The 12,435-nt window shown below is 69.5% G+C and carries 14 protein-coding genes; 8 read left to right on the forward strand and 6 right to left on the reverse strand.

Going from position 1 to position 12,435, the window contains the following annotated elements:
• Positions 1-210 precede the first annotated feature (210 nt).
• A complete protein-coding gene (locus ACBJ32_RS55760) occupies positions 211-1,134 on the forward strand; it encodes a helix-turn-helix transcriptional regulator (protein ID WP_375133742.1) in 924 nt (307 codons plus the stop codon).
• A 182-nt stretch (positions 1,135-1,316) separates the two neighbouring features.
• Positions 1,317-1,892: a cyclophilin-like fold protein gene (locus ACBJ32_RS55765; protein WP_375133743.1), complete on the forward strand. Its 576-nt coding sequence runs from the start codon at positions 1,317-1,319 to the stop codon at positions 1,890-1,892.
• Between the two features lie 232 nt (positions 1,893-2,124).
• Here the strand turns inward: ACBJ32_RS55765 and ACBJ32_RS55770 are convergent, their stop codons facing one another.
• Positions 2,125-3,324: an MFS transporter gene (locus tag ACBJ32_RS55770; protein WP_375133744.1), complete on the reverse strand. Its 1,200-nt coding sequence runs from the start codon at positions 3,322-3,324 to the stop codon at positions 2,125-2,127.
• A 72-nt stretch (positions 3,325-3,396) separates the two neighbouring features.
• Here ACBJ32_RS55770 and ACBJ32_RS55775 point away from each other — a divergent pair, with 72 nt between their 5' ends.
• The 3 genes from ACBJ32_RS55775 (at position 3,397) to ACBJ32_RS55785 (ending at position 5,563) form a co-directional block, all read left to right on the forward strand.
• Positions 3,397-4,239 carry a LysR family transcriptional regulator gene (locus tag ACBJ32_RS55775; RefSeq protein WP_357895517.1) on the forward strand — a complete coding sequence of 281 codons (843 nt, stop codon included), beginning with the start codon at positions 3,397-3,399 and terminating at the stop codon, positions 4,237-4,239.
• 57 nt (positions 4,240-4,296) lie between these two features.
• Complete coding sequence (locus ACBJ32_RS55780) at positions 4,297-4,584, forward strand: hypothetical protein (protein ID WP_375133745.1); 288 nt, start codon at positions 4,297-4,299, stop codon at positions 4,582-4,584.
• A 454-nt stretch (positions 4,585-5,038) separates the two neighbouring features.
• Complete coding sequence (locus tag ACBJ32_RS55785; RefSeq protein ID WP_375133746.1) at positions 5,039-5,563, forward strand: TlpA family protein disulfide reductase; 525 nt, start codon at positions 5,039-5,041, stop codon at positions 5,561-5,563.
• A 603-nt stretch (positions 5,564-6,166) separates the two neighbouring features.
• Here ACBJ32_RS55785 and ACBJ32_RS55790 read toward each other — a convergent pair.
• Positions 6,167-6,346, reverse strand: a complete 180-nt coding sequence (locus tag ACBJ32_RS55790; protein ID WP_375133747.1) for a hypothetical protein — start codon at positions 6,344-6,346, stop codon at positions 6,167-6,169.
• A 197-nt stretch (positions 6,347-6,543) separates the two neighbouring features.
• Between ACBJ32_RS55790 and ACBJ32_RS55795 the strand changes: the two genes are divergently transcribed.
• A complete protein-coding gene (locus tag ACBJ32_RS55795; protein WP_375133748.1) occupies positions 6,544-6,996 on the forward strand; it encodes a hypothetical protein in 453 nt (150 codons plus the stop codon).
• A gap of 72 nt (positions 6,997-7,068) precedes the next feature.
• On the opposite strand, the gene ACBJ32_RS55800 is transcribed toward ACBJ32_RS55795, so the two are convergent.
• Positions 7,069-7,191 (reverse strand): hypothetical protein, encoded by a 123-nt coding sequence (locus tag ACBJ32_RS55800; protein WP_375133749.1) that lies wholly within the window; start codon positions 7,189-7,191, stop codon positions 7,069-7,071.
• Between the two features lie 694 nt (positions 7,192-7,885).
• Between ACBJ32_RS55800 and ACBJ32_RS55805 the strand changes: the two genes are divergently transcribed.
• Both ACBJ32_RS55805 and ACBJ32_RS55810 read left to right on the forward strand, forming a co-directional pair.
• A protein-coding gene (locus tag ACBJ32_RS55805; RefSeq protein WP_375133750.1) for an IS3 family transposase occupies positions 7,886-9,051 on the forward strand; the annotation gives its coding sequence in 2 pieces (ribosomal slippage) (positions 7,886-8,147 and positions 8,147-9,051; 1,167 coding nt in all).
• 75 nt (positions 9,052-9,126) lie between these two features.
• On the forward strand, positions 9,127-9,444 hold the full coding sequence (locus tag ACBJ32_RS55810; RefSeq protein WP_375133751.1) for a hypothetical protein: 318 nt from the start codon (positions 9,127-9,129) through the stop codon (positions 9,442-9,444).
• 670 nt (positions 9,445-10,114) lie between these two features.
• On the opposite strand, the gene ACBJ32_RS55815 is transcribed toward ACBJ32_RS55810, so the two are convergent.
• The 3 genes from ACBJ32_RS55815 to ACBJ32_RS55825 form a co-directional block, all read right to left on the reverse strand.
• On the reverse strand, positions 10,115-11,200 hold the full coding sequence (locus ACBJ32_RS55815) for an FAD-dependent oxidoreductase (protein WP_375133752.1): 1,086 nt from the start codon (positions 11,198-11,200) through the stop codon (positions 10,115-10,117).
• A 93-nt stretch (positions 11,201-11,293) separates the two neighbouring features.
• Positions 11,294-11,734, reverse strand: coding sequence for a MarR family winged helix-turn-helix transcriptional regulator (locus ACBJ32_RS55820; RefSeq protein ID WP_375133753.1), 441 nt, complete (start codon positions 11,732-11,734; stop codon positions 11,294-11,296).
• A gap of 25 nt (positions 11,735-11,759) precedes the next feature.
• Complete coding sequence (locus ACBJ32_RS55825) at positions 11,760-12,254, reverse strand: NUDIX domain-containing protein (protein ID WP_375133754.1); 495 nt, start codon at positions 12,252-12,254, stop codon at positions 11,760-11,762.
• Positions 12,255-12,435 lie beyond the last annotated feature (181 nt).

A 12,435-nucleotide genomic window follows, 5' to 3' on the forward strand; every position in this document is an offset into this window, starting at 1 on the left:
CAGTCGCCCCGTATCCGTGAACCGGTCGAATCATCTGTGCCCGAGGAGAAGATGACCTCCTCCACGGCGTTCCTTTGCCGGGACGACGATCGCCCTCCCGCCGTCGGCAATGTCCAGCCAACCAGCCGCGATTCACGGGCGGGAGGTCGCGTTCATCGGGGGGACAACCTCTACCCCCTTCCGCTTCCGGCCGCTTCATACAGTGAAGACGTGCACGACAACCGAGACGAGATCCGCGACTTCCTGATCACCCGGCGCGCCAGGATCACCCCGCAGCAGGCCGGGCTGGCCCCCGGCAACCGCCGCCGGGTGCCCGGCCTGCGGCGCGAGGAGGTCGCCGTGCTGGCCGGCGTGAGCACCGACTGGTACACCCGTCTCGAAAAGGGCCACATCAGCGGCGTCTCCACCGACGTCCTGGACGCCGTCGCCCGCGCGCTGCAGCTCGACGAGGCCGAACGCGCCCACCTGTTCGACCTGGCCCGCGCCGCGGCCCCCGGCCCCCGCCGCCCCGCCCGCCGCCCGGCGGTCAAGGTCCGGCCCGGGCTGCAGCGGATGCTGGACGCCATGAGCGACGCCCCGGCCATCATCCGCAACGGCCGCATGGACCTGCTGGCCGCCAACCGGCTCGGTCGCGCCATGTACTGGCCGGTCTACCAGAGCGCATCCGCCTCTCCCGCGCAGGCCGCGGCCGGCAGCCGCCCGGCCAACATCGCGCGCTTCCAGTTCCTCGACCCGGCCGGGCCGGACTTCTTCCCCGGCTGGGACGTCGCCGCCGACGTCACCGTCGCCCTGCTGCGCACCGAAGCCGGCCGCGACCCCTACAACAAGGACCTCACCGACCTGATCGGCGAGCTGTCCACCCGCAGCGACGACTTCCGCACCCGCTGGGCCGCTCACAACGTCCGCCTGCACCACGCCGGCACCAAGACCTTCCACCACCCGGCCGTCGGCGACCTCACCCTCGACTACGAATCCATCGACCTGCACGCCGACCACGGCCTGAACCTGACCGTCTACACCGCCGCCCCCGGCACCCCGTCCCACGACGCCCTGCGCCTGCTCGCGAGCTGGGCCGCCACCCTCGACGCCGCTTCCCTCCCGCACAAGGACCAACCGCACCACCAGGGCCAGTAGCCCAACCTGCCGGCCAGGAGACCGCGAAGACCGTCCGCGCCGCCACGAGAACCCCCTCACCCGGATCGTGCGTCCGGCAGGCCGGTCCAGCCATGCGTCCAGCCGCGCAGGAAAACACAGATCAGCGGCCCGGCGAGAGCGACCCGGCCGCCTCCGTCGACCACCTACAAAGGACCATTCCCGTGCTGTCGAAAACTCTCATCGTCGGGTCGCTCGCGATACTGCTCACCCTCACCGCATGCGCCGCCACCGGCCCGGCCCCTGCGGCTTCCGGGCCGAACGCTTCGGCATCCACGCCGCCGGCCTCCTCGCCCGCGACTGCCGGCACGACGGCCACCCCGAACGCCACCCCGGCCCGTACGTCTTCGGCCACCGCCTCCCTCCCCCGCCAGGTCGAAGGCAGCATCGTGCGCTTCACCGCGCGCGGCGTCTCCGTGGACGTGGTCATCGGCGCCGGCAACGCCACCAGCCGGGACTTCCTCTCGATGCTCCCGCTGACCCTCACCTTGGAGGAATTCAGCGGCCGCGAGAAGATCGGCTACCTCCCGCGCAAGCTGGACACCACCGGCTCACCCGGATCAGACCCCGAGGACGGCGACCTCATCTACTTCGTGCCCTGGGGTAACCTCGGCTTCTACTACAACACCGCCGGCATCGGCCACTCCGACCAAGTGATCCACCTCGGCACCTACAAAGCCACTGCCGGACAGCTCGAGAAGCTTCAGGGCGGCGACGTGACCGTCACCCTGGCCAGGTGAAACCCGGCCCCGCGCCCCATACCCGGCTTCAGACAAACAGCCGGGTCGGTTCAGATCTTCAGTGATCGTCCAGCTGCGGCTGACGCCGATCCTGGTGAGCTGCCGGCGCAGCACCGCCATCCGCGCCCGAGCATCCCGCCCAGCGACCCCGATCGTGATGCGCTCATACGCCGGCGCGCTCGGGAGGCCGGGGGCGACGGCGCGGTATCGCAGCGAGGGTCGCGGTCCCGGGCTACGAGTGGCTGACGGATGAGGAGATCGGAGACCGCGTTCTGGCGGGCGAGCGGCGGGACAGCAGGCATCCGATCAGCGCGGCGGCGAGGCCGGCCAGCCCGGCCGCCGCGAAGCCGCCCGCCGGCACGGAGACGTCGATCGCCATCCCGACGATCGGGGATCCGAGCGCGAAACCCGCGCTCTGCGCCGAGGATTGCAGACCTGTCGCCTCACCCCGCACGCTGGCCGGCGCCAGCCGGCTCACCGCGTCGGCCACCGTGGAAAGGGTCGGCGCGGTGAGAAGCCCGGCGCCGACCATCGCCACGCACAACCAGGGCCAGTCGTGGGCAAGCCCGGCGGGAATCGTCACGAGCCCGAGCAAGCCGAGCAGCAGCCATGTGGGCAGCGGCCGGGGCAGCGCGCCGTAAATCAGCCCGCCGGCGACGGAGGCCACGCCGAACACGGCTACGACCACGGCGGCCCAGGACACCTGACCTGCTTCTTCGAGCGTGGCGACGATGGCGAGGTCGACGCCGCTGAGCAGCGTCGTGGTGCCGAACGCCATCGTCAGTACGGCGATCATGCCGGCGCCCAGCCACTCCCGGCGCGGGGGCCGTCCGGTCGCGCCGGCATCCGCCTCGTCCTCGGCACGCAGCGGAGGGTTGAGCAAGGCGATCCCGGCTCCGCCGGCCGCGATCGCGGCGCCGACCCCCCACGCCACCACATCGGGGGACATCTTCGCCGCGCACAGGATCACTATCGCCGGGCCCACGATGTACGACAGCTCGCCCTGCACCGATTCCAGCGCGAACGCGGCCCGGCGTTGTCCCGCCGTCGTCATCGCGGCGATCGCCTGCCTGGTCACCGGCTGGGCCGGCACCATCAGCAGGCCCGCCGCGAAGGCGGCGCCCAGCAGGATCCCGTACGGCAGGATCGGCACGCTCAGCCAGAACACGACCTGCGCCATGACGGTTACCAGCAGCACGGTGCGCAGGCCCCGCCGGTCGATCATGCGGCCAAGCAGCGGCCCTCCCAGCGCCACCCCGGCGGTCAGAGCCGCCGCGACACCACCCGCTGCCACGTAGCTCATGTCCAGGCCCAGCACGACGTACATCGTCAGCGCCATCACGTCAGCCGTGATCGCGGCACGGGCGAGCAGCGAAACGCCCAGCAGCGATGCCATCCCTGGCACGGCGAGCACCTGACGGTATCTGGTCACCCGCGTGACGCTAGATCATCCGTCACATCATAGGAAGTGGTTAATTTGTTGGAGCAGACATAATGAATTCTTATGGCCAGAGATCTTGAGACCGCGTTGCTGCGGTCGTTCGTCACCGCCGTGCGGGCGGGCAGCATCAGCCGCGCCGCCACCGCGCTCGGACACACCCAGCCCGCGCTCAGCCAGCAGTTGCGCAAGCTCGAGAGCGTTGTCGGCCGTCCGCTGCTGTACCGGTCGCCGTCCGGCGTCTCGCTGACCCGGGCGGGTGAGGAGCTTCTGCCGTACGCCGAACGCATTCTTTCGCTCTCCGCACAGGCGCTCACCGAAGCCGGGCGCGCGCTTACCGGCCACTGCGGCGTCGGGTTGCTCGAAGACCTCGCCGCGTCCCAGCTTCCGCAGGCCCTCGCCGACCTCGCCCGGCTGCACCCCGGCGCGACGCTGGAGGTGCTCAGCCTTTCCAACGCCGCGATGCGGGAGGCCTACGACGCGGGCCGCGTCCACCTCGTGCTCGACGAGGTACCGGACGTTCCGGGACCGCCGCGCTGGACGGTACGCCGCCCGCTGGTCTGGGCGATCGGACACGGTGTGGACGTGGCTGCCGATCCGCTGCCGGTGGTGCTGTTCTCGAACACGTGCGCCTGGCGTACGTCAGTGCTGGAAACGCTGGAACGTACCGATCGGCCCTGGCGAGTGGCGTTCGAAAGCAACAGCCTGGTCGGTGTGCTCGCCGCGCTACGGGCCGGGCTCGGCGTCGCGGCGCTCATGCCCGCGAACCTCGAACCGGTCATGGCCTGCCACGATCCGGACGCCCTGCCCACCCTGCCGGACGTCGAGCTCGGTCTCGCACGGCACCCGCGGACCGAAGGTGATCCGCTGATCGATGCCGTGGAGACCGCGCTACGACGCATGATCTGAGTCTCGCGGCTGGTCAGCGCGCCGGTTCCCGTCCACCCCACAACAGGACCTGGCCAGGTGCCCGCCGAGCTCTTCGAGTCCCTCACCCGGTCACTCGCCCATCCGGGCATCACCGACCCAGCCGAACTCGAGGCACGCGGCGGGTGGACGCTGCATCAACTGGGCCACTTCGCGCTGACGCACGAAGCCGAGGACAGCACCGACACCCCAACCCTGTTGGCCCGCTCCCGGCACGCCTCCGTACGCTCCCTGGAGCGCTACGCCCGGCCCAGCGTCGACGCCGTGGCCGCCCACGTCGCCGGCCGCGATCCCCTGCGCCGCCGGAAGCGAGACACCACCGCTTGAGCTCCGGCGTGGTGCGCCACCGCCAATTCCTGCGGACTTCCTCCTCGACCCCGGTACTCGCGGGTGTTGCACGCGCCCTCGTGCCGTGCCCGGAGGGGCTGGAACCGCTCGCGGCTGTAGCCGCGCAGCGACAAGGGCCGGGCGACCTTGAGCTGCGCCAGCATGCGGCGGGCCAGCGCCGCGGCCTGCGCCCGTTCGCGTGACTCGGCCGCCGCCCGCTGGGGGTGAGCGCGGCGGTGACCGGCAGGACCATGAGGACGAGTACGGAGACGCACGCCGCACGCCGCACGCCGGAAGAGGATCAAGGTTCGACCCATGGGAACCGGCATGCCCATCCGCGGCGGGAAATCCACCTGCCGGTCGGCGCCGGAGGCCAGTCGCGCGCTAGGGACGCGCTAGGAGGATCGGGGAGCATCCCTCGTCGTGGGTTCATGCAAACGTCGGGGAGTGTGTGATGTCGTACCTGGTCGCCGCGGTCGTGCTGGTCGGTCTGCTGTGCATGGTGAATCTGCTGCTGACCGTGGGCGTGATCCGGCGGTTGCGCCGTCAGGCCGCACAGGCCGCCGCCCATGCCGACCCGATGCGCGGCGAAGGGCTCGTACCGGGTGACAGGCTCCCGGACTTCGCCGCCACCACCACCGGCGGCGAGCCGATCTCCGGGGAGCTGCTCGGCGGCCCGGCCCTGGTCGGCTTCTTCTCGGTGGGCTGCGAGCCGTGCGAGAAGCTGCTGCCGCGGTTCGTCGAGCACGCCCGCCGGACGCAGGACGCGGTACTCGCCGTGGTCGCCGCCGAGCCGGGCGAACCCTCGGAGGCGTACGTCGACCAGCTCGCCCAGGTGGCGCGGGTCGTCCACGAGACGCCCGGAGGGCCCGTGCAGTCGGCGTTCAAGGTCACCGGCTACCCGACCGTCCTCCGGATCAGCGCGGACGGGACGGTGGTCTCCAGCGACCACGTCATGCCCGTCACCGCAGGCACGTGATCGCAGCCGCTCGCGTCGCGGCGCGGACGGCCATCCGCACGGCCACGGCCTGACACTTCTCTACGTCCTGGTCATGCCGGCCGGGGCGCGCGCTCAACGGGCCGGTCTCCGGCATCGCCGGGCTCCACCAGGACCTCATCATGTTCGGCCACTACGTCACCGTCATCCAGGCCGAGCCCGACCCGCCGGTCCCCGCCGCGCCCGCCCCCATGCCCCGGTTGCGCGACGGCATCCGGCTCACCGACGTCTGCTTCCGTGTTCCGGAGCCGCCGCGACCTCATGATCTTCGACGAGCCCTCCGCCGGGCTGGACCCCGAGGCCGAGGCCGACGTCCACGGCCGCATCCGCCGCCAGGGGGACGGGGCCACGAGCCTGCTCATCTCGCACCGGCTCAACACTGTGAGGGACGCGGACCTGATCACCGTCCTGGAGGACGGCGTCAACGTCGAGTCGGGGACACGAGCAGCTCATGGCGGCGGGACGCGGCTACGCCAGGCTGTTCCGGCTCCAGGCCAGTGGCTACCAGGAGGCGGCTCTCTCCTGACAACGACGGCGCCGCTCCTGCCCGCCCGCATGGGTGGGCAGGAGCGGCGTTCTCGATCGTCAGCAGCCGTTCTCGCTGATGATCACGTACGGGGCGCAGCTGCCGTCACAGCAGCGGGCGCGCAACCTGATCGGGTAGATGCACTTGTAGATGTAGTAACACTCCACGGCGGCCGCGTTCTCCTGCGGGACGATCATCGCCAGCAGCTGGTCGCTCAGCCTTCCAAAGACGGACGTCATGCCCATTCCTCTTCTCCAGGGATCGGCTCCCCGCCCACCGGGCGGAGATCACACGAGGCCAAGGCTTCCTGGCAGCCCTAGCCCGCCGATCGCGTGCCGCTAGCCCCGTTTTCCGCACGTGAGGGTGTTTGAAGATCGTCGGATTGCTGTGGTGATCGTTGTCGCGGTATGACCTGGCCGGTGAGACAGCGTGCGCAGTGGGGCCAGGCCAGTGTCGAGAAGCCGAAGGGCGGCGGCTGGACTTCCTGGACACGGCCTCCATGGGCGCGGCCTACTCCGCGTTCGTGCTGCTGATGCAGCCGTCGCGGGCGGCGATCCAGGCGCTGGCCGACGAGGTCGGCAGGGTGCTGCGCCCCGGCGCGCGGTTCGCGGTCCTGGACATGGACCATTCGCGCTCCACCGTCCTGGCGCGGCGGCCCGCCGCCGAAGGTGAACAGATCACGGTCGAGGTGGGCGACACCGAGATCCACGACTACTACTGGCTGCCCGAGACCTACACCGAGATCCTGGCGAAAGCCGGCTTCGCCGATGTCCGCGTCGAATGGCTGACCTGGGAGGGGACCGCCGATCCCGCGCTGTTCTCCTGGCGTGACCGCGCGCCCGGGCCGGTCACCTGCTCCCTGGTCGTCCTGTCGGGCACCCGCCGCTGAAGGAGCGGCCCTGCCCGGCGTGACGAACGCGCGGCCGGGCGAGGGTCACCGGCCGCCCGCTGCGGGCATCGGTCAGCGGACGGCCCGGTCGGTCCGCTCGAACGCGTAACCGGAGCTGACGTCGGCGGTGAGCCAGGCTCCGCCCAGGCCGGCGGGGGCACCGACGCCGTAGACCGCCTGGCGCCAACGGTTCACATCCCGCCTCGCCACCTTGACGCTCGGGCACGAGGAGCACCTTGGCGACGTCATCGCCGGCAACGGCGCCGACGTCGATCCGGAGGCGATCCGCGCGTAGTGGCCGTTGCGCGGCCTGCCAGCGATCCGCTGGCTGGTCGAGCGGCTTCGACCCGCCCTTGCCGGGCTGCAAGGTCGACGTGCTGAGGTCCCGGATGTGAGGTGCGGCCGGAGGGCGACGCCCACCGGCAGCAGCCGGTGGCACTGCTCACGGTCGCCCGATGAGTGCCGCCCCCGGCCTGGCGGGTGAAAGCCGCAGGCACAGCTCCCACCCTCTCCTCCGGGACTCACCTCATCCATCAGCACGAGACACATCCCCAAGATGGGCGGCCCCGCCCAGCGATGTCCAGCGGCACGCTCAACTCCGAACGTCGCCGAACGCATCCGACACGATCCTGAGAGGGGCTCATGACGACCGCCCTCCCGTCGCCGGCCGACATCTACTCCGGCGCCGCCGACATCCATCGGGCCAGGTATTGGGCCCTGGGCAATTCTTTGGCGCAGGTTCTCCATGAAGGCAAGGGGACCTCGTTTCTTACTCGCGCTGCACCGGCCAGATGGTGCCGGAACCACGGCCAGTTAGCCGCGTGAGGTGCCCCTGATCTTCCGGACACGGTGCCAAGTAGGGTGCTGACTGGTCTGGAAGGAAGGGTTCGTGGCGGGGAAGAACTATTCAGAGGAGTTCAAGGACGAGGTCGTCAAGGCTGTCTTGGACGAGCGGTCGACGATTGGGCAAGCCGCCAAGGATTTCGGTGTATCGCGGGAGACCGTGCGGAACTGGGTGGCCAAGGAGAAGCGCCGCCGGTCGGGGAACACCGAGCCGGCTCGGGATGCCGCGGAGCGCGCAAGGGTACGCGAGATGGAACGTCGGATCGCGGAACTTGAGCAGGAGAACGCCTTCTTGAAAAAATGCGCGGCCTTCTTTGCGAGGGAGCAGTAGCGGGCGAGAAGTTCTCGCTGATCCACGCGGAGGAGGCTAACTTCAGCCTGCCCATGATGTGCCGTCTGCTCGGGGTTTCGAGATCGGGCTATTACGAATGGAGGGATCGGCCGATGTCGGCCGGGAAGCGGCGTCGTGAGGACCTTAAACCGTTGATCGAGGAGGTGTTCGCCGAATCGGGGCGGACGTACGGTTACCGGCGGGTGCATGCGGCGCTGGCGCGGATGGGGATCGAGGTCGACGACGAGCTGGTGCGTGCGTTGATGCGGGACCTGGGCCTGACGCCGGTGCAGGTCAAGCGGCGACGTGGGCTGACCGTCGCGGACAGGGCGGCTGGCCCCATCCCGGACCTGGTGGGCCGCGACTTCACCGCTGAGGAACCCGGAGCCAAGCTGGTCGGCGATATCACTGAGATCAAGACTGGAGAAGGGCCGCTCTATCTGGCTACTGTCATTGATTGTTTTTCGAAGGCGGTGATCGGCTGGGCGTTGGATGTGCGATATCCGGCCGGTTTGGTGTGCGCTGCCCTCGACATGGCCGCGACGCGGGTCGATATTCCCGTTGGAGCGATTTTTCACTCGGACAGGGGCAGTCAATATATGTCTCACGAGTACGCCGTCACGTTGAACCGGCATGGCTTGAGGCAGTCGGTCGGGCGGACTGGGATCTGTTTTGACAACTCAATGGCGGAGTCGTTTTTCGGCAAGCTGAAGACGGAGTTCGTTCATCATCGCAGCTTCACGAGTGTGGCGGAAGCGCGTACGGCTGTGATCAAGTATATAGAGGGCTTCTATAATCGTCGGCGCCTGCATTCTGTGTTGGGATATCGGCCGCCGCTGGAAGTTCTCGAGGAATGGTTCGATAGGCGAGCCGCTGCATGATATAGTTTATTTACTCCGGTGTCCGGAAAACGTGGGGCATGTCAGCGTAACTCACCCCCCAACAATGCGCCGCTGGTGACCGCCGTGCTGGTCACCAACGCCAGCCCAGCCGCTGCGGCGGCAGAAGCCGGCGTCCCGCAAACCCCGGTGTACCTGTGCGACAACATCGCCCAGCAGGCTCCCAAGCTGGAGCAAGGGGTCATCGGCTACGTCTGCGAAGGGCAGAACGGCGCGGTCATGACGGGGCACTTCGACGGTGAATCGATCATTCGCACCCGCAGCGGAACCTTGAAGTTCAAGTGCCGTTACGGCGGTAGCGCCCACGTGCCCTACAAGGTCGAGGCCGTCGGCTGCGTCCCGGACTCGTCAGCCCCACGCGCGGCCGCGAGCTGACCGCCTGACTGCCTACCATGCGAGCCGGGAGGCCGACGAACTAGATCTCGGGCACGAGGCGTGGTCCAGGCCGGTCCGCCGACACCGGCCTGTGGTCCGCGGGCGCGATAGGGAAGTGAGGCGCTGAAGGGCGGGGTGCCACCAGCGCCGCCATCGCCTCCGGAGTTGCTGGTGGTGCCGTCCTTGTGTTGGGCCGCCCCGCCCGTGCAACTGCGCGAACGGGGCGGCCCTGGTGTCGTTCGGGTTTAGGGCAGGTGGCCAGGATGATGGAGATGACGGTGCAGCTGGCCGTGACTTGGACGTGGGCGGGCTTGGGGTCGGCGGGGCGCTGGTGGTGCGCTGCGCTGGTATTCCGGTCTCACACCTGGTCCGGGAGGCCTCCGTTGCCCGGTGATGTCCAAGGGCGCCCAGCCGAAGGTGCCCCGCCGCGGCGCCGTCCGCGCCGGCTACGTACTGGAGAGAGTCTTCTGGGACGCCTGCACCGCCCGGCTGCTGCCGCGCTTGCTCGCGGGACGCCCCGCGGGCCGGTGTTCGTCACCCACCGCCGCTCCGGTCCGGGCAAGATGCTTCCGGCCCGGGACGTCTGCCCGGACACCGGCCGGGCCTGCCTGTCCTACGGCCGAGCCCGACCAGCACACCGCGGCGACGCCGCTTGCCTGGGGTAGCTGCGTCAGTACGGTTTGAAATCGGGATAGTAAGCCGCGGCTGCGGTCGCGGTGTCGATGTTCCGCGGGAACAGCGCGGCTTCGTAGGCGCGGATGGCCGCGTCGACGTCCTCGGGCTGTCCGGCGATGGCGTTGCCGAGCTGGCCGGCGTCGAACAGCGCCCAGTTCGCTCCTTCGCCGTCCGGCGGCGCCAGGTGGGCGGCGTCTCCGACGAGCGTGACCCCGGGTACATGCTCCCAGCGGTGCCCGATCGGCAGCCCGTACAAGGGGCGGAAAACCGGCGGGATGTCGCTGTCGGCGACCAGCGCGACGAGCTCCGGCGCCCACCCCTCGAACATCGCCGCGACCGTGCGGGCGGCCGCGGGGCCGTCGTTGAAGTCGATGCCGTCGAACCAGTCGAGCGGCTGGTCGAACATGGCGTAGGAGTGCAGGGTGTCCGCGCGCTCGCGCTGCACGCCCAGACCGATGCGGGTGGTTTCGTCGTAGGCGGTCATCGACCCGCCGCCGACCAGCGCCAGGGTGGCAGGGTGCCGGGTGTCGCTCTCATACAGGTACGTCTCGACCATCGAGCGTCCGGCGTAGGCGGGCGTGGCATCAGACAGCAGCGGCCGGACCTTCGACCAGGCACCGTCGGCACCGATGAGAATGTCGGTGACGATCGTCGATCCGTTGGCGAAGGTGACTTCGTGACGGCCGTCCTGGAGGGTCCGGACATTCTGCGTCTTGTGGCCCCAGACGACCGTGCCGGCGGGGAGGGATTCCAGCAGCAACTGCCGGAGCTCGCCACGCTGCACCTCGGGGCGGCCTGCGGCGGGGTCGTCGGGCTGGTCCGCCAGGATGGTGCCGTCAGGTGCGACGTCGCGGGATGCCTGGCGGCCTTCGAGGATGAGGGATCGGAAGCCGTCCATCAGGCCTGCGGCGCGGATCCCGCGCTGTCCGTTGTAGTCGTGGATGTCGAGCATGCCGCCTTGGCCGCGGGCCTGCGCAGACGCCTCCGCCTCGTACACCGTGGACGGGATTGCGTGAACCGCCAGGGTCCGGGCCAGCGCCAGTCCCGCAAGACCGGCACCGATGATCGTGATCTGAGTCATGCATGCGTTCCTTACTGCTCTTGGAAGAACCGGCGGCCCTACCCGCAAGGGCTCCTGGCCACCGCGCGGAACAAGCGGAGTAACAGGGCCGGGTCAGGGGAAGCCGGGCGGCTCGATCCGGGAGGCGAGCTGCTCCAGGAGGTCGTGGAGCCGCGCCCGCCCTTCGGCGCCCAGCGGCGCGAGGATCGACTCCTCGACGCGGTCCATGGCCTCTTCGAAACCCTGGATCAGCTCGGAGCCCGCTGGGGTGACATGCACCCGGCGGCTGCGCGTGTCACCCTCCTGCGTCCGGCGTTCCACGAGTCCGCGCCGCTCCAGCCCGGCCAGGAGCCGCGAGACGCCCGGCGCGCTGGTGCGCGTGGCCCGGACGACGTCACGCTGGATGGCATCCGGGTTCTTTGACAGGTACGCCAACACGGCGCTCTGCTCGTGGGTGAGGCCGCGTTCCCGTATCCAGTCATCGGCGATGCGCCGCTGCCCCCACACAACCCACCGCATCAGCTCCAGCGTGCTCTCGCGCTTCAACCCACTCATGGTTAACATGTTAACTGTTGCTTAGTTAACAATCAAAACGGGAAAACCTCTCATCCGGCCGGCGTTGGACGTGCCGAGCATGTCGCCGCGCCAACACCGAGAGTGCTGGGGGAGCCGAGGTGGGATCTGAGCCGTCCGCTCGGGTCGGATCGTGGAGACGCAGGTCGGACAGTGCGAACAGACCGTCGTCGGCGGTGAGAGCGCTGATGAGGAAGGCCGCGATCTGCGGCGGCTGCAGCGTGATCGCGCCGATGCCGGCCTCGGTGAGGGGGATGCGTTCAGGAAGGTACTGGCCGCGGCCGGGTCCGGCGAGTTCCGGTTCGCTCCTGTCGGCGAGGTTGTAGCGCGGCAGCCGGGCGAGGAAGAAGAACTGCCGGTCGCCGGCGGTGGTGAGGACATGGACGAGGGCGTGGAGGGCGGCCTCGGCGCCGACCTCTTCCCTGAGCCTTCTTTTCAGGGCGTCTTCGAGGCTGGTGTCGCTGTCCTCGACGCCGCCGACTGATAGCACCCAGTACGGCATCTTTGTCTTGGCCTGATCTGCTTGATGGTGAGCAGATGGCCTTCGTGGTCGGCCAGGATGGCGCGGACGCGTTCGCGCATGGGAGGCATCCTCCCGTGAGGGAAGGGCGGCGCGCAGGCTAGTGCAGCAACCAGCCGCCGTCGATGTGCAGGCTCTAACTGGTGATGAACGCGGCACCGGG

The organism is Nonomuraea sp. GTA35 (assembly GCF_041950525.1).
Lineage (GTDB): Bacteria > Actinomycetota > Actinomycetes > Streptosporangiales > Streptosporangiaceae > Nonomuraea.